Origin of the sequence: Flavitalea plasmicola (assembly GCF_030546645.1) — a bacterium.
GTDB lineage: Bacteria > Bacteroidota > Bacteroidia > Chitinophagales > Chitinophagaceae > Puia.
In genome coordinates, this window is the sequence record NZ_JAUOTO010000007.1 from 205,799 (window position 1) to 222,667 (window position 16,869).

The following is a 16,869-nucleotide window of genomic DNA, read 5'->3' on the forward strand; positions in this document are numbered from 1 at the left end:
TATGAAGATCTATACAAAAAAAGGAGACACAGGCACCACAGGCCTTTTCGGCGGCAGCCGTGTTGCGAAGGACGATGTCCGGGTGGAATGCATCGGAACGCTGGATGAAGTGAATTCCAGCATCGGGCTGCTGCGCGTGCAGCTGGGAACTGAACATGCATGGCAGCCAAAGCTGCATAAGATCCAAAAGGACATGATGGATATGATGTCGCATCTGGCCAGGCCCTCCGACGCCAAAAAAGTCAACAACAATCCCATGCCCGAAGACGGAGCGGCGCTCTGCGAAGCCTGGATCGATGAGCTGGAAGCGGCAATGACCAGCCCTTCCGAATATTTCCTGCTGCCGGGCGGTGATGAGATCTCGGCCTTGTGCCACCTGGTGCGTACACAGATGCGCAGAGGCGAGCGAAGACTGACGACACTGATGCGGGCTGATGCTGTGCACCCGGCCATCCCGGCGTATATCAACCGGCTATCCGATCTTTTCTTTACATTGGCGAGGGCGGAAATGGATAAAGCAGGAGTGGCAGAAGAGAAATGGAAATTATTCCTGTACAAAAGATTTAAAGGTGAGACGTCGGGGAAATAAGTAATAAATTTCCACGTTACCGCTCCTCTTCCTACATTTGCCACCGATCATGGTTGATCCGCCTACAGGCGGATCATTAAAAGGGAAGTCCGGTGCAAATCCGGCGCTATCCCCGTAGCTGTAAGTGCCATTCTCAGATTCCGGCAAACTTCAAACCACTGTCCGTCAGCCGACGGATGGGAAGGTCAGCCGGTAGGGCACGAGCCAGAAGACCTGCCAGATCATTTCATCATTCAAGGCTTTCGGGTGAAAAGCATGGAGTGTAAATGTCCCGCACAGGCAGGCAATTTATATTTCAGCCCTGTTTCATTAATCTCGAAGGCTCATTAAAACCCAACTGTAATGAGCAAGAAACATTTCTTTCTTTTCATGTTGTCGGCAGCCGGCAGCAGCGCCCTTTTCGCACAATCATCAGACACCAGCGGCCGCAGGCTGGACGAAGTAGTAGTGACAGCCACCAAATTTCCCGTTAAGCAAAGCCTTACAGGTAAAGTACTGACAGTGATCACCAAAGAGCAGCTGGAAAAAAGTGCCGGCAAACAGCTCACGGAAGTACTGAACACCCAGGCCGGCGTCTTCGTTGCAGGATCCCAGGGTCCGCTGGGATCGACACAGACCGTTTTCCTGCAGGGCGCCTCGGGGGGAAAGACGCTCATCCTCATCGATGGCATCCCCGCTTATGATCCTTCAGGTATCGCCACGTCTTTTGACCTGAACCTCATCAACACAGACCAGGTGGAAAGAGTAGAGATATTAAAAGGGAGCCAGTCCACCCTCTATGGCAGCGACGCCGTGGCAGGGGTCATTAATATCATTACCCGCAAAGGAGGGAACAAGCCCGTCAACCTTTCCGCGCATCTGTCAGGAGGCAGCTACGGCACCTTCAAAGGCTCCGCCGGCATAGACGGAAAAATAAAGAACACTTCCTACAATGTCATGTACACCCACCTCCGCAGCGATGGGATCTCCTCGGCCTATGACTCCAGCCATAAAAGCCACTACGATAACGACGGCTTTTCAGAGAACCTCGTAATGGTCAATGTCGGTCAAAAGATCAGCGATGCGCTGAATCTGAGAGGCAATTTCCAATACAACCAGTACGACAACGACCTCGACGCGGGTGGATACAAGGATGATAAATTATACACCACCACCAATAAGAACACCCAGGCCGGCATTGGCGCGGACTACACCATTCTCCACTCGGCGGTCCATTTCAATTATAATTACAACACGGTGACCAGGAGTTACCTGGACGATTCGGCGACGCTGATCACACAGGGCGGCAGCTTCAGCAAAAGTAAATTCACCGGCACGTCACATTACCTGGAGCTGTATACCAACATCGGCATATCCCGGCACCTCGATCTGTTGGGCGGAGTGGATTACCGCAACCAGCGGATCAATGAAACAAGCCTGTATATCTCCCAGTACTACGCGCCACCTCTTTCTGTCCTGAGCCCGGATAGCGCCAAAGTCCGGCAGTTCGCGGCCTATGTCTCCGCCATTGTAAAGAATATGGGAGGGTTTAATTTTGAAGTGGGCGGACGCTACAACAGCTTTAACAGGTATGGCGACGTCTTTACCTATTCTATCAATCCCTCTTATCTGATCAATTCCAGGGTAAAGATCTTCGCTAATCTTTCTTCCGGCTTTTCAGCCCCCACCTTGTACCAATTGTATTCTGAATACAGAAACCCCTCCGGCGACCTTAAGCCGGAAAGGACCACCAGCGTGGAAACAGGCATTCAATACAACTTTTCTCCTTTCAACATCAGGGCGCTGTACTTCCACCGCAACACCAGGGACAATATAATCTTCTACACCGATGCGAATTACACCAGCTGGTATATGAACCTGAACAAGCAGCAAGACCAGGGGGCTGAGCTGGAAGCTTCTTACAGGATAGATCGGTGGTCTTTCTCGGGAAATTACACGTACACCACGGGAAAAGTCACCACGCCCGTGAATGGGAAGGACACCACCTATAATAATCTCTACCGCCGTCCTAAAAATGCGGTGAACCTGAGCGCAGGCTTTCAAGCCACTTCGAAGCTCTTCCTCAGCACGGCTTTACGGACAACAGGTAAGCGTATCGAATCGGTATTTGGCGGCGCACCGGTGAACATAGATAGTTATTATACGCTGGACGCTTATGCCGAATACAAGGTCACATCTTTCCTGAAAGTGTTCGCGGATGGCAAGAATCTCACCAATCAACAGTTCTTCGACATACCCGGTTATAGCACCAAAAAGTTTAACTTCATGGCCGGCGTCAGCCTGCGTTGGTAAAAATATTATACAATGAAAGCCTGCTCCTTTCTTCCCGCCGCCACGAAAATGATCTATGACATGGGCTTAGAAGATCTTCTGTATGGAGTGACCTTCGAATGCCCGCCGGAAGCAGCCGGCAAGCCGGCGGTGGTGCGCTGCATGCTGGAAGGAAATAACTACAGCAGCGAAGAGATCGATAGAATATTCTCCGCCTCCAAAGCCCAGGGGAAAAGCCTGTATTATGTGGAGGAGGACCTGCTGCAGGCCATTGCGCCCGATATCATCTTCACGCAGGATGTCTGCGATGTCTGCCAGATCGATACGGCATGCACGGCAGCAGCCATTGCCCGCCTGGAACGACGGCCTGTGCTGATCCCTCTGACTCCATCCAGCCTGCAGGATGTCTTCCAGACAGCGGTGCTGATCGCTACGGCCCTGGGCCGCGAAGAAGCAGCCTATCGCCACCTGTCCATCCTGCAAAAAAAGATGGATCATATCATCGACGAATTACGCAGGCACAGGGCTCCGCACAGAAGGGTGATGGTGATGGAATGGATCGAGCCCGTGTACAATTGCGGACATTGGATACCTTACCAGGTAGCCTGCGCGGGAGGTATCGACATGCTATCAAATCCCTCGGGAGACAGCATCGTCACCCCCTGGGAAAAGATCGTACGCTATGATCCCGAAGTATTGGTCATCGCCCCCTGCGGGTTTCACACGGGTCGCTCGGCCGAAGAGCTGCACCTGCTGCAATCCAAACAGGGGTGGCAGGATCTCCAGTCCGTGAGGAACGGAGCCGTATTCCTCGCTGACTACGACCTGTTCACACAACCAAGTCCGGGAACCCTCACGGATGGGATCGAGCTGCTGGCTGCGCTGTTCCATCCCGGTATATTCACCGTGCCTGAAACCTTACGTTCCAAATACCGCATTGTACCCGATAAATTTCCGCAGCATGTGTAAGCACGAGGAAAAATATTGTCCCCGTTGCGGAACTCCTTTCGAATGCAAAGTAGGAGATATCACGCAGTGCCAGTGCTACGGCATCCGGCTGTCACCGGAAGAACGGGCCTTTATTGAAGGCAGATACCAGGACTGCCTCTGCCGGAAATGCCTCTCGGAACTGCAACAGCGGTATACCTTATTCAGGGAAAAATATTTTTCGAATGAAGGAAAATAGACAGACATCCGGCCTCATTTTCATCACTGGCGGCGCCCGCAGCGGCAAAAGCCGTCACGCCCAGGAGCTGGCCCTGCAATGGAGCGACAATCCTGTTTACATAGCGACGGCCCGGCAGTTCGACGACGAGTTCAAACAACGGGTCCGCCGTCATCAGCAGGAGAGGGACCACCGATGGACCTCCATCGAAGAAGAAAAAGCGCTCAGCCGGCTTGACCTGGGAGGCAAGGTGGCTGTGATCGACTGTATCACGCTGTGGTTGACGAATTTCTTTATCGATCTTCGATATGACGTGGATGCATGTCTGGAAGCCTGCCGGAAAGAGATCGATGCGTTATGCCTGCAGGATGCCCTTCTCCTCATCGTAAGCAATGAGATCGGCATGGGCGTACATGCAGAGACGGAGATGGGAAGAAAGTTCACGGACCTTCAGGGCTGGATGAACCAGTACATTGCATCGAAAGCAGGCACGGTGCTCCTGATGGTCAGCGGTATCCCCCTCGTCGTAAAAAAAGAAGCATCATGACCCGGGCCTATATGAACTGGAGTGGCGGAAAAGATTCCGCGCTTGCCCTGAACAGGATACTGGAAGATCCGGCCTGTCAGGTACAAAGCCTGCTCACCAGCATGAATGCAGAAGCAGACCGGATCTCCATGCACGACGTGCGCAGGGGGCTGCTGGAAGCGCAGGCGGCATCCATCGGCATTCCGCTGCGGACACTGGACCTGCCCCATCAGCCCGCTATGGATGTATATGAGGCCGCCATGGGGGAAAAGGTAGCGCTCCTGAAGGCCGAAGGCTGTACCCACGCTATCTTTGGCGACATCTTCCTGGAAGACCTGCGACGATACAGGGAAGAAAAGTTGGAAAGCATGGACCTGACCTGTATCTTCCCGTTGTGGAAAATCCCATCCGCGGTGCTGATGCGGGAATTCCTGGAGAAGGGGTTTAAAGCAATCGTCATATGCGTGAACACCCGGTGGCTGGACAAAAGCTTCTGCGGAAGGATCATCGATGAGACTTTTTTGCAGGACCTGCCCGCAGACGTGGACCCCTGTGGCGAAAATGGAGAATATCATTCCTTCGTTTTCGAAGGGCCCATTTTCAGCTATCCCATTCCTTATGAAAAAGGAGCTATCGATTTTAAAACATACAAAGGACCCGAGGGTCCGGCAAAATTTTATTTCTGTGACCTACATTGCTGATACAACCGCTCAATTGCAGGAAACCTTACAAGGCCGCATCGACAGCAAAACAAAGCCCCTGGGCGCTTTAGGACGACTGGAGGAGCTGGCGCTGCAGGTCGGTATGATCCAGGGAACAGCCCATCCACGGCTAACCCACCCTCATATCGTTGTGTTCGCGGGAGACCATGGCATCGCCGCCACCGGCCTGGTAAATCCCTATCCCCAGGCTGTGACGGCACAAATGGTCCTCAACTTTCTCCAGGGCGGCGCGGCCATCAATGTATTGTGTCGTCAGCACGGCATCGGGCTGCAGGTGGTGGATGCAGGCGTGAATGTGGACTTCGCCCAACTGCTGCCGGAAGGAACCCCCTCTCTCATCGATGAGAAGATCGCTCCCGGCACCCGCAACTACCTGGAAGGGGAGGCAATGACCAGGGAAGACGCCTTAAGGGCCATGGAAGCGGGGAAAAAGATAGTGACCGGCCTGCATAAAGAAGGCTGCAACTGCATTGGGCTGGGGGAAATGGGCATCGGCAACACGTCCTCCGCATCGCTGATCATGAGCTTTGTCACCGGCTTCCCGGTGGAAGAATGTTGCGGGCGTGGCACGGGCGTCAACGACCAGCAACTGGAAACAAAGATAGCAACCCTCCGCGCTGTCCACCGGCGGCATGTGCAGGCAATCGCCGCATCCCCCGATGTGGTGACGATCCTCCGGCACGTAGGAGGCTACGAGATCGCCATGATGACAGGCGCCTATCTCCAGGCAGCCGCCTTAAAAATGGTGATCCTTGTGGATGGCTTTATTACCACCGCCGCCTTATTGCTGGCTACCCTGCTGGACCCGGAAGTAAAAGATTTTTGTATCTACTCACACACCAGCGGCGAACAGGGACATCAACGAATGCTGGAGTACCTGAACGCCCGCCCGCTGCTGAACCTGGGCATGCGGCTGGGCGAAGGCACCGGCGCTGCCATGGCCTATCCCATCGTACAGTCGGCCATGGCTTTCCTGCGCGAGATGGCTTCGTTCGAATCAGCCGGGGTGAGTAAGCGCGAGTAGCCTCACGAGGATCATATGATAAAGCAATGGAAAATATTCCTTACGGCCGTCATGTACTTCACCCGGATAAGGGTGCCGCAGAACATTGGGCATGATCCGGAACACCTGAACAAGGCAGCCACCTATTTCCCCCTGGTAGGAGGGATCGTCGGTGGTATCTCGGCCCTCGCGTTCCTGGTGTTCTCCCGGCTCATCTCAACGGACATCGGCATCCTTTCTTCCATGATCGCCGGACTGCTGGTGACCGGGGCCTTTCATGAAGATGGATTTGCCGATGTATGCGACGGCTTTGGCGGCGGCTGGACAAAAGAAAAGATCCTCCTTATCATGAAGGACAGCCGGGTGGGCGCTTTTGGCGTCATCGGGCTGATAGCGATGCTGGGCAGTAAGTTCCTCCTGCTCCGTGAGCTGCCGTCTTTTACACCCGAGCTCAACGGCTCACCCCGCCTCCTCTTTTTCAACTACCGCTATTTCATCGGCGCTGTGATCACAGCCCATACTTTGAGCAGGCTGATGCCCGTGGTCGCTTTGCAATGGACAGACAATGTGACGGACCCGGAACATAGCAAGTCCAAACCCATCACTGACCGGCGGCTGCCATTGCCGGCGCTCCTGATGGCAATATTGTTCGGGGTCCTGCCCCTTGCTTTCTTTCCCTGGCCTTTCTGGCTGGTGATCCTTCCCGCAGCGTATGCTACCTTTGAAATGACAAAGTATTTTAAAAAATGGATCGGCGGCTATACGGGCGATTGCATGGGCGCCATCCAGCAAGTGACGGAGATCGCCATCTACCTGGGTTGGATCATCGTCTGGAGGTATACCTGAACCACCTATATGAACGATATATATCTGATACGGCATACGACACCCGCAATAAGCAAGGGCATCTGCTATGGACAGACGGACCTGGATGTCACGGAAACCTTTATGGACGAAGCAACTGTCATCCGCCGGCATTTGCCGTCCGGATTTTCGGCCGTGCATAGCAGCCCGCTGCAACGCTGTGCCCGGCTGGCGGAACATTTATTCCCGGAACACCCCCTGACCCTTCATCCCCAGCTGATGGAGATCCATTGTGGAGAATGGGAAATGCGTGGCTGGGACGATCTGCCAAAGGAGGAAATAGAACCCTGGATGAAAGATTTCGTGCAGGTGAGGATACCCGGGGGTGAGAGTTATGCCGACCTGCATCAGCGGGTGACGGGATGCTTCCACCGGATCCTTGACAATGCACATACCGCCAACGGCCCCATTGCCATCGTAGCGCACGGCGGGGTTATCCGGAGCATCCTCTCCCATCTCACCGGTACGCCTTTAATAGACAGTTTCAAGGTATTTTCCCTCTACTACGGGTGCGTGATACGCCTGTATGACACCGGGGCGCCGGAAGGCCTGGGATACGAGATCCTGTCCAACCTGGCGCCGCCAGAAAAAGAACAACACAAACCAAAGAGCTTTTATTCCAACGATAAAGGCCCTGCCTGAGCTGATCCACGTACCTTCGCAAAATGGGAAAATGGATGGATTTCGACTGGAATCAGCTCCTCACCGTGACATTCACATTATTTGCCGTGATAGACATCATCGGGAGCATACCCCTTCTTCACGCCCTGAAGAAAAAGCTGGGCGGCCTGCACGAAGGGAAAGCCACGCTGATCTCGGGGCTGCTGATGATAGCCTTCCTGTTTGCCGGCGAAAAATTATTGCAGGTCCTGGGGGTGGACCAACGCAGCTTTGCCGTTGGCGGCTCGATCGTCATCTTTATCCTGGGGCTGGAAATGGTGCTCGGGGTGGAATTCTTCAAAAGCGAGCCGGACGCGAAAGCCTCCATCCTCGTACCTATCGCCTTTCCACTGATAGCCGGATCGGGTACTTTGACCACCATCATGTCCCTGAAAACCAATTTTGAGACCTCCATCGTGCTGTTCGCCATCCTGATCAACCTTATTATCATCTTCATCGTGCTTAAATCCCTGAATTCTATAGAAAAAATCTTAGGACAGGCAGGTATGATTGCTGTACGTAAATTTTTTGGCGTAGTTTTGCTGGCCATCGCCGTAAAAATATTCAGCAGCAACCTCCGGGAACTGCTGAAATAGATCAGCGGAAATGTATATGGTCCTGTAGTACAATGGATAGTATAAGGGTCTCCGAAGCCCTGGATTCCAGTTCGATTCTGGACGGGACCACCACTTTTTAATGACAAATTAAGGCTCTCCTGGGCTTATCTTAACCTCCAATCTTGGATGTTTGTTAAAATTCGTTAATTTACAGTTGAAATAATGTCTTGTCGTGTGATGAGCATTGTTTTTTTACTATCCAGACCCCATTGAAAGATCACACTGTCAATAAACCATTAACCAAACTATAGTCACATGATAGTTACATCCCCCCATATCTTTTAATACCCGTTTTTTTATTGCGCACCATCGAATTGCTATAGCACTATAGGAATTCGTATGGATATTTATTCTATTGTCAACATTAAACCATAATCAAAAAATCAGCAAGCTTATGAGAAAACTCTCATTATTATGCAGTCTTATCCTGCTATGCGGCCAGTTATGGGCGCAAAACCGGATAATCACCGGTAAAGTAACAGACGAACGCGGAGCACCCGTAGCTAATGCCACTGTCCAGGTGAAAGGGGGCAATAAGGGCGCGGCCACTGACGAAACCGGTAATTTCACCATCTCTGTCGGCCCTAAGGCAGTGCTGGTCATTTCCTCTGTTAATTTTGCCACACAGGAAATACGCGACCTGTCTTCTGTTCCCCTTGTCATCACACTTAAGGCGGGAAGGAACGACCTGGCCGAGGTGGTCGTAGTTGCTTACGGCACACAGAATAAGACCAATGTCACCGGTGCGATCGCTTCCATCAAAGGAAACCTGATAGAAGACAGACCCGTTGCTTCTGTGGACAAGGCGCTGCAAGGGCTCGCCGCTGGTGTCCAGGTATCTTCTTCCAATGGTATTCCCGGATCCGCCACCGATATCAGGATCAGGGGCATCGGCTCCCTTAACTCCGGATCGCAGAGCCCGCTGTGGGTCATTGATGGCAACGTCAACTCCCTGCAAGGCGATCTTACGACCAATACGACTACCGCCAATGCCCTGAGCGCATTGAACCCGGACGATATCGAAAGTATTTCCGTGTTGAAGGATGCATCCGCTACTGCCCTCTATGGATCCCAGGCCGCCAACGGGGTGATCATCGTGACCACCAAAAGCGGCAAAGCCGGCAGGACCAAGGTTAACCTCTCCACGGAAATAGGTAAGAACAGCGTTGCCTTTTCCAATAAAAGGAACAGACCGGTAAATACACTACAATACCAGACATTGCTCCGGCAGTCTTTGATCAATGCCGGTTATGCAGCTGATAATACAGAGGCGGACGCGTTGATCATCGACCCCACCAACGGCTTGGGCCTGGATCCCAATTGGACCAAGACCAATACGGACTGGATCAAGGTCGTTACCCACACTGGCAAGCAGCAGCAATATAATTTAAGCCTGAGCGGCGGCAACGAAAAAACGCAATACTACGCTTCCGCCGGCTATTTCAACCAGGAGGGTACCACCATCGCCACCTATTTCAAAAGATACAATGGAAGCATTGCTGTGGTCAACAAGCTAAGCGACCAGCTCACTTTCAAGGCAGGCGTCAGCGGCAGCAGCAGTATTCAGCATGCTCCTCCCGGAGGTTCGGCATATTCCAGCCCGGTCAGCGATGCCTTTTTCCTGCCCCCTTATTTTTCTCCCTACAATGCAGACGGAAGCCTTCGTTACCACGACCCGGAAGGTCAATTTGCTGAAGGCTCCAATTACAACCCGCTCGTCACCGCAAAATGGAACAAATACTCGGATCAGCAGACGAATTTCAGGGGTTATGTCACGGGTGAATACCAGATCATCCCTAATCTGAAATTCAGAAGTAACTACAGCGCTGAGTACCTGGATGTAGACGAATATTCTTACTGGAATCCGATCTATGGTGATGGTAGTACTTATGGCGGGTTGGGACAGGCAAACGACCGGAAAATTTTCAACTGGACCTGGACCAATCAATTGAACTATCGCGTCAACCTCACCAGCGCGAAGGACTTCTATGTGGACCTACTGGCGGCTACAGAAGCGCACAGGCAAAACAATTCCTACCTGCAGGCTTCAGGCCAGGCTTTTCCACAAACGGTCCAATTGATCTACCTGGCAAACGCAGGCACACCGACGGCAGCCTATAACGTTCCTACGGCCATGGCCTTAAATTCCTATTTTGGAAACGCGGTGGTGAATTACAAAGACCGTTATGTCCTGTCAGGCAGCTACCGCCGTGACGGCTCCTCCATATTCGCCGACAAACATAAATGGGGAGGGTTCTATTCTGTGGGTGGATCATGGAACATCAACCAGGAAGAATTCTTTCGGGATATTCCGGTGATTAGCCTGTTAAAGCTCCGCGCCTCCTATGGCGGCACGGGCAATACAAGCGGCTTTAACTTCTACTCTGCTCTTCAAACTTATGCGTATAACACCGCCTATGGAGGCGCTGTCGGAAGCATTCCCGACAATGTAGGCAACACTAACCTCTCCTGGGAAAAGATCTATCAGACCGACATCGGCCTGGACTTCGGCCTGTGGAAAGATCGTCTGAATGGTTCGATCGATTACTATAACAAGGAATCCAGGGACCTGCTGATCAACGTTCCGCTGTCACCCACCGCAGGCTTTTCCTGGAACACTAATAACTCCGGCCAGTTGATGAACGTGGGAAGCATGTATAATCGCGGTTTCGAGGTCTCCCTCACCGGCAGACCCGTCGTGACGAAGGATTTCACCTGGGAGTCCACTTTCAACATTTCGCATAATGTGAACAAGGTCACCAAGCTGTATAACAAAGCGCCCATCCCCCATAATACCCGGTTCAATATTTCGGAAGGACATAATATTTATGAGTATTACACCCGTAAATGGGCCGGTGTCGACCCTGCCAACGGGGATCCGCTGTGGTATACGGACACTGCCAATAAAGCAACTACCAATAACTCAGCCATTGTCCCCCTCATGTTGACAGGTAAGACTGCGATGCCCAAGTATTTCGGGTCCTTCATCAATACCTTTACCTACAAAGGGATCTCCTTGTCGGCGCAGTTCTATTACAACTTTGGCAATTATATCTACTCCACCTGGGAGAATTATTTTTCCAGCGAGGGACAAAGGCTGCCCGGCATGGGCCAGCTGACCAATGAATTGCGGGCATGGCAGAAACCCGGAGATCATACGGACATACCGAGAATTGTCTTCGGTGGTAATAAGTCTTCCAACCGTCCTTCCACCCGCTATCTGTATAAAGGCGATTATATCCGTCTGCGTGATGTCACGCTCGGCTATTCCCTGCCAAAGGCCATCCTTAGCAAAGCCAAGATCTCCAATCTCATGGTGTACGTGAGGGGCACCAACCTGCTGACATTCGCCACCGACAAGAACCTTGGCATCGATCCTGAATTAGGTGCAGAAGGCATTGCCGATCTGCAGGTATTCATGCCGAAATCTGTCACAGCTGGTATAAAGGTTGGATTCTAGAGATTTTTAAATTAAAAAAAGAAGATCATTATGAAGAATATAGTCAATAAAACATTTCTAACCCTGAGCATTGCGGCGATGATGCTGACATCCTGCTCAAAGAATTTCTTGGTTCAGGACCCCCATGATAAGCTCCCTGCCTCACAGGCGTTGAACGATGTCCCGGCCATGCAGACGGCATTGAACGGGGCCTATGCGCAGCTTAGGACAACCAGCCTGTACGGCAGGGATTTCCCCATCCTCGGCGACCTGCAGGCCGACAATATTTTCATTGAAGTAAATAATTCAGGACGCTACCTGACCCAGTTCCAATACCAGGTTGCCGCTTCCGATGCAACCCCCGATGGAGGCTGGAAATATGCTTATGGCGCGATTCTCGCCGCCAACCAGATCATCGATGCCAAGGTCACAGGCAACGGGGTCGATGCCGTCAAATCACAGGCTTATGCCATCCGGGCGCTGACCTATTTTAAACTGGTTAATATCTATGCCCGTCCCTATACGGACAATCCGGCGGGCCTGGGCGTACCATTGATCCTGCATTATGATCCCACGCTGCTTCCTACAAGAGAGACTACCCAGAAGGTCTACGACCAGATCGTCAGCGACCTGAAGACAGCCTTCCAGACCGCCCCTGCCTATACGAGTTCTATTACCCTGAGCAAATATTCCATCGAGGCGTTGCTGGCACGGACTTATTTTTACATGGGCGACTACGCCAATGCAAAGACGGCCGCCCTGGACGTGATCAATAACAGTGGATTTACCCTGGTGAACTCAGCTGGTGCGTACAAGGCCTTCTGGGAAAACCCGGCTGCCCAATCCGATAAATCGGAAGTGTTGTTCGAAATAGACGTAACATCCACTAATAACAACGGTCCCGATGACCTGGGAGGTTTCTATTATCAAGGCTACCAGGACGTGTATGCGTCCAAGCAGCTCGTCGACCTGTATAGCGCCACCGATATCAGGGCAGCTGTTTTGATACCGGGCCTGACCAAATCAGGAGCGACTACCACCCTGGTAGGAAAGTACACCAATGGCGCCAGCACATCGGATAGGGATAATCTTAAAGTCATCCGGCTGGCGGAAATGTACCTGATCGCCGCCGAATCATCCCTCCCCGGAAACGAGGCAGACGCCAGGACATACCTGAATGACCTGATGGCCTTTCGTGACCCGTCGTTCGGAGGATATGCCTCCACAGGCGCCCAGCTCTTACTGGACATCGTGACTGAGCGCAGAAAAGAGCTGGCTTTTGAAGGCGATCGCCTTTATGATCTCAACAGGCTGAAATGGGACATTGACAGAGGCACGCAAAATGCCGGGTCCATTCCGCCGAAAGTACAGATTATCACGTATGCGGATTACAGACGGATATCCCCCATCGGTCAGTCTGAGATCCAGGCAAATGCCAATATTAAAAGCCAGCAGAACCCCGGCTACAACTAAGATCCGGACACTTACATAAAAGATCCATGGAGGCCGGCTCGTCTGTACGAGCCGGCCTCTTATTTTAAAAAATTGCATATCCTTATTATTTTTTATACTTTACTTTCGAATCAGGCTGTTTCATGCCTGAAAAATCACTGTTAACCAACTGACCCGTTGGTCACATGAGGGGTCGGTAGCAACTATTTGTTATGCCAAATCAACGCTATCGAAGTCCCCCGGACATCGCCTTCCTTTCTTTGTATTTCACTCGTCCGTTATTATCTAAACTTCCAAAAGGATAATCGTATGTCCACGGACATATAGAATTTCCATGACACTCCTTTGCCCGGTTGCCACTCACCGGCAACCATTCTATTAGCTAATTATTCAAAAAACAAAAGCTTATGAGAAAAGTCTTACTTTTTTTCACCCTTATTCTGCTATACAGCCAACTGACGGCCCAAAGCAGGATCATCAGCGGCAAGGTGCAGGACGAAAAAGGCAATCCCGTCCCCGGCGCCAGCATACAGATCAAAGGCAGCCGCCGCGGCACCAGCACCACTGCGGATGGCGTATTCAGCATCTCCGCCCCGGCCAATGCAAAACTGTTGTTGGTCTCCTCCGTCAATTTCGCCCCGCAGGAACTGCCTATTTCAGAGAAGATGACCATCGTGCTGCTGCCGGCCCCGGCCTCCGGCTTGCAGGAAGTGGTGGTAGTGGCCTACGGTACACAGAAAAGGTCCGAGGTCACCAGCGCCATCTCCGTAGTGGATGCAAAAGCCATCAGCAATCAGCAGGTGACGACCGTTGGACAAGCCTTACAGGGCACAGCTCCCGGCGTCATGGTGGTCAATGACAACGGGCAGCCGGGTGAGAACCCCACCATTCGCATCCGGGGCATCGCCTCTATCGCCGCCAGCGCCGACCCCCTCATCGTTCTCGACGGCATCCCTTTCGACGGCAACCTGAACATGATCAATCCCAACGACATCGACAACTTCTCCGTATTGAAGGATGCTTCCGCCACTGCCCTCTACGGCTCCCGGGCCGCCAACGGCGTCATCCTGATCAACACCAAAGCAGGCAAACGCAATGCAGCCCCTTCCATCACTTTGTCGGCGCTCTATGGACGTAGCTCCCGGGCTACAAAAGATTATTCCTACCTGAACACCAAACAACAGTTCGAGCTCACCTTCCAGCCTTACATGGAATATTGGGGAATGACGCCGCAGCAGGCATCCGACTATCTCACCTCGCCTTACGGATTTGGTTATAATCCTTTCGGCCCTTCGATCCCCAAGCCGGTTGGCCCCGACGGCAAGCTGACAGCCGAGGCAGCCAGCGCCAAACTACTATGGAATGACGACTGGACAAAAGCATTGACCAGGAACAGCCCCGCCCGCCGTGACATCAACCTGGGCATCAGCGGAGGAACAGATCGCTCAAGGTACTATTTCTCCGGAGGCTACCTGGACCAGGATGGATATATCACCAAAAGCCAGTACCGCAGAATCACCGCCAGGCTCAACTATACCACGGATCTCACCGATTGGCTGCAGATAGGCGCCAGAACCTCCATCATTACTTCCCATCAGAACTATCCCGACCAGGGCACCGGCCATTACAGCGACGTAGTAGCCTTCGGCCGGACCATGTCTTCCGTCTTCCCCATCTACGAGCGGGATGACAGCGGACGGATCGTCAAAGACATTAAAGGCAATCCCGTATTTGATTACGGATACTATGATCCCAACAAGAGCGCCAACACAGGCAGGCCCGTGCTTCCGCTGGCCAATGTAGTAGGCACCACCGCGCTGGACAGCTGGACCTACGATCGCCTCCTCACCGACCTCAACGTATATGCACAGGTGAATTTTACAAAAAGATTTTACTTCAGGACCAGCTTTGGGATCAACAGGAACAATGTGGACCAGCTGCGGTACCAGAACAAGGATTATGGCGACGCCGCTTCCGTCAGCGGTCGCACGTACAAAGAACAGGACCTCACTACCTCCTGGACCTTTAATAATATGGTGGGGTTCGACCAGCGTTTCGGCGACCATCACGTCGAAGCCATCGCCAGCTACGAGGCATACAAATACAATTTCGAGACGCTTTACGGGTCAAAGACGGGCTTTGGATTCAGCGGCGCGCAACAGCCGATAGGCGGCGCCGTGGCGGAAAGCTTCGACGGCTATACGGTAGCCAACACGCTGGTGAGCCTGCTGGGACGCGCCCGGTATGATTACCAGGGCAAATATTTCGCCGAGGTCTCCGTCCGCCGGGACGGCTCTTCAAATTTTGCGCCCGGCAACCGGTATGGCGTGTTTCCCGCCGGCGGCGTCTCCTGGCTGCTCAGCAAGGAAAGCCTCTTCAATGGGAATGCAACGATTGGCCTGTTGAAGCTCCGCGCTTCCTATGGAGCCGTGGGCAATAATGCCTTGCTGGATGGCAGTGGCTTCCGGACCTACTTTCCCTATCTCAGTACTTTCGCCTATGGTTATAATGACCTCACCAATCCGGGCGTCTATCTCAACCAGCTGGCCAACCCGCAGATCCAGTGGGAGAAGCAGCTGAGCGCCAACATAGGCGTCGACTTCGAGCTCTTTAAAAGCAGGTTCACAGGCAGCCTCGACCTGTTCACAAAGAACTCCCAGCACCTGATCCTCAACCAGCCCCTATCCCCTTCGGTCGGCTTCGGCTCCTTCATCTCTAACATCGGGAAAGTGCGCAACCAGGGCATAGAGCTGAACCTTAATTATGCCATCCTTCGAAGCAAAAACTTCAGCTGGGATGTCAATCTGAATATCACCTACCTGAGGAATAAGATCATTACCCTGCTGCCCGGCATCGACACTTTCGCTGTCAGAGGCGCATTCCGCAACGTGGTGGGTAAATCCATTTACGAGTACTATCTCCCTTTGTGGGCCGGCGTGGATCCTGCCGATGGCCACGGCCTTTGGTGGACAGACGAAAGGGATGCCAGCGGCAATCTCACTGGCAAACAGGTGAAGACCAATAATTATTCCCTCGCACAAACCACCGGCAAATGGGTGGGATCGGGCATTCCCAAATACACCGGCGGTTTTTCCACCAGGCTGAAGTACGGCAACATCGATTTGAGCATCCTCTTCAATTACGCATTGGGTGGAAAATACTATGACAACAATTATGCTTCATTGATGCACGGCACATTCAGCGGCTTCGGCGCCCAGATGAACACAGATGAAACAAAAGCATGGCGAAAGGCGGGAGATATTACCGATGTGCCTAAAATGAACGCCAGCGCCAACGACGAAGAGCAGCTTTCCACCCGCTTCCTGTACAGCGGCGACTATCTCCGGCTCCGCAACGTCACGCTTGGATACACCATCCGCACAGACAAATGGCAGAAAGTGGTGAAGGACGCAAGGATCTATGTGCAGGCCGACAATTTCCTCACTTTCGATGGGCTGAAGCAAGGCTCCGATCCGGAATCTTCCCTCAATGGATTTGCCAGTGGCAATGCATTTCCTTTCAAAACATTGTCCGCCGGCATTAACCTTACCTTTTAATTCA

The 16,869-nt window shown here is 52.5% G+C and carries 13 protein-coding genes, 1 tRNA gene and 1 riboswitch; all 14 genes read left to right on the forward strand.

Annotated features, from left to right (window positions below; all coding sequences use genetic code 11):
• Nucleotide 1: 1 nt before the first annotated feature.
• The 14 genes from Q4E93_RS26035 (at nucleotide 2) to Q4E93_RS26100 (ending at nucleotide 16,865) form a co-directional block, all read left to right on the forward strand.
• Nucleotides 2-589, forward strand: a complete 588-nt coding sequence (locus Q4E93_RS26035) for a cob(I)yrinic acid a,c-diamide adenosyltransferase (RefSeq protein ID WP_303590353.1) — start codon at nucleotides 2-4, stop codon at nucleotides 587-589.
• Nucleotides 590-621: 32 nt separating this feature from the next.
• Nucleotides 622-824, forward strand: a riboswitch (cobalamin riboswitch).
• Between the two features lie 107 nt (nucleotides 825-931).
• A complete protein-coding gene (locus Q4E93_RS26040) occupies nucleotides 932-2,881 on the forward strand; it encodes a TonB-dependent receptor plug domain-containing protein (RefSeq protein ID WP_303590355.1) in 1,950 nt (649 codons plus the stop codon).
• Between the two features lie 12 nt (nucleotides 2,882-2,893).
• Complete coding sequence (locus Q4E93_RS26045) at nucleotides 2,894-3,829, forward strand: ABC transporter substrate-binding protein (protein ID WP_303590357.1); 936 nt, start codon at nucleotides 2,894-2,896, stop codon at nucleotides 3,827-3,829.
• A complete protein-coding gene (locus Q4E93_RS26050) occupies nucleotides 3,822-4,046 on the forward strand; it encodes a cysteine-rich CWC family protein (RefSeq protein WP_303590359.1) in 225 nt (74 codons plus the stop codon). The genes Q4E93_RS26045 and Q4E93_RS26050 overlap by 8 nt, the downstream gene beginning before the upstream one ends.
• Nucleotides 4,033-4,572 carry a bifunctional adenosylcobinamide kinase/adenosylcobinamide-phosphate guanylyltransferase gene (locus tag Q4E93_RS26055; RefSeq protein WP_303590361.1) on the forward strand — a complete coding sequence of 180 codons (540 nt, stop codon included), beginning with the start codon at nucleotides 4,033-4,035 and terminating at the stop codon, nucleotides 4,570-4,572. The genes Q4E93_RS26050 and Q4E93_RS26055 overlap by 14 nt, the downstream gene beginning before the upstream one ends.
• Nucleotides 4,569-5,252, forward strand: a complete 684-nt coding sequence (locus Q4E93_RS26060; protein WP_303590363.1) for a Dph6-related ATP pyrophosphatase — start codon at nucleotides 4,569-4,571, stop codon at nucleotides 5,250-5,252. Before Q4E93_RS26055 ends, Q4E93_RS26060 begins: the two co-directional genes overlap by 4 nt.
• The gene (cobT, locus tag Q4E93_RS26065) at nucleotides 5,236-6,297 is read left to right on the forward strand and encodes a nicotinate-nucleotide--dimethylbenzimidazole phosphoribosyltransferase (RefSeq protein ID WP_303590365.1); all 1,062 of its coding nucleotides are present in this window, start codon (nucleotides 5,236-5,238) and stop codon (nucleotides 6,295-6,297) included. Before Q4E93_RS26060 ends, cobT begins: the two co-directional genes overlap by 17 nt.
• A 15-nt stretch (nucleotides 6,298-6,312) precedes the next feature.
• The gene (locus Q4E93_RS26070; protein WP_303590367.1) at nucleotides 6,313-7,122 is read left to right on the forward strand and encodes an adenosylcobinamide-GDP ribazoletransferase; all 810 of its coding nucleotides are present in this window, start codon (nucleotides 6,313-6,315) and stop codon (nucleotides 7,120-7,122) included.
• A gap of 9 nt (nucleotides 7,123-7,131) precedes the next feature.
• A complete protein-coding gene (gene cobC, locus Q4E93_RS26075) occupies nucleotides 7,132-7,782 on the forward strand; it encodes an alpha-ribazole phosphatase (RefSeq protein WP_303590369.1) in 651 nt (216 codons plus the stop codon).
• Between the two features lie 35 nt (nucleotides 7,783-7,817).
• The gene (locus Q4E93_RS26080; protein WP_303590371.1) at nucleotides 7,818-8,396 is read left to right on the forward strand and encodes a MarC family protein; all 579 of its coding nucleotides are present in this window, start codon (nucleotides 7,818-7,820) and stop codon (nucleotides 8,394-8,396) included.
• An 18-nt stretch (nucleotides 8,397-8,414) separates the two neighbouring features.
• A tRNA-Arg gene (locus tag Q4E93_RS26085) sits at nucleotides 8,415-8,489 on the forward strand.
• Nucleotides 8,490-8,811: 322 nt separating this feature from the next.
• Nucleotides 8,812-11,877, forward strand: a complete 3,066-nt coding sequence (locus Q4E93_RS26090; protein WP_303590373.1) for a SusC/RagA family TonB-linked outer membrane protein — start codon at nucleotides 8,812-8,814, stop codon at nucleotides 11,875-11,877.
• Between the two features lie 30 nt (nucleotides 11,878-11,907).
• Nucleotides 11,908-13,329, forward strand: a complete 1,422-nt coding sequence (locus tag Q4E93_RS26095) for a RagB/SusD family nutrient uptake outer membrane protein (protein WP_303590375.1) — start codon at nucleotides 11,908-11,910, stop codon at nucleotides 13,327-13,329.
• A 386-nt stretch (nucleotides 13,330-13,715) separates the two neighbouring features.
• A complete protein-coding gene (locus tag Q4E93_RS26100) occupies nucleotides 13,716-16,865 on the forward strand; it encodes a SusC/RagA family TonB-linked outer membrane protein (RefSeq protein ID WP_303590377.1) in 3,150 nt (1,049 codons plus the stop codon).
• Nucleotides 16,866-16,869: the final 4 nt, after the last annotated feature.

Excerpts from the sequence above, each read along its gene's own strand:
- Q4E93_RS26035 (WP_303590353.1), top strand. The coding sequence starts at position 2 with ATGAAGATCTATACAAAAAAAGGAGACACAGGCACCACAGGCCTTTTC.
- Q4E93_RS26040 (WP_303590355.1), top strand. The coding sequence starts at position 932 with ATGAGCAAGAAACATTTCTTTCTTTTCATGTTGTCGGCAGCCGGCAGC.
- Q4E93_RS26045 (WP_303590357.1), top strand. The coding sequence starts at position 2,894 with ATGAAAGCCTGCTCCTTTCTTCCCGCCGCCACGAAAATGATCTATGAC.
- Q4E93_RS26050 (WP_303590359.1), top strand. The coding sequence starts at position 3,822 with ATGTGTAAGCACGAGGAAAAATATTGTCCCCGTTGCGGAACTCCTTTC.
- Q4E93_RS26055 (WP_303590361.1), top strand. The coding sequence starts at position 4,033 with ATGAAGGAAAATAGACAGACATCCGGCCTCATTTTCATCACTGGCGGC.
- Q4E93_RS26060 (WP_303590363.1), top strand. The coding sequence starts at position 4,569 with ATGACCCGGGCCTATATGAACTGGAGTGGCGGAAAAGATTCCGCGCTT.
- Q4E93_RS26070 (WP_303590367.1), top strand. The coding sequence starts at position 6,313 with ATGATAAAGCAATGGAAAATATTCCTTACGGCCGTCATGTACTTCACC.
- cobC (WP_303590369.1), top strand. The coding sequence starts at position 7,132 with ATGAACGATATATATCTGATACGGCATACGACACCCGCAATAAGCAAG.
- Q4E93_RS26080 (WP_303590371.1), top strand. The coding sequence starts at position 7,818 with ATGGATTTCGACTGGAATCAGCTCCTCACCGTGACATTCACATTATTT.
- Q4E93_RS26090 (WP_303590373.1), top strand. The coding sequence starts at position 8,812 with ATGAGAAAACTCTCATTATTATGCAGTCTTATCCTGCTATGCGGCCAG.
- Q4E93_RS26095 (WP_303590375.1), top strand. The coding sequence starts at position 11,908 with ATGAAGAATATAGTCAATAAAACATTTCTAACCCTGAGCATTGCGGCG.
- Q4E93_RS26100 (WP_303590377.1), top strand. The coding sequence starts at position 13,716 with ATGAGAAAAGTCTTACTTTTTTTCACCCTTATTCTGCTATACAGCCAA.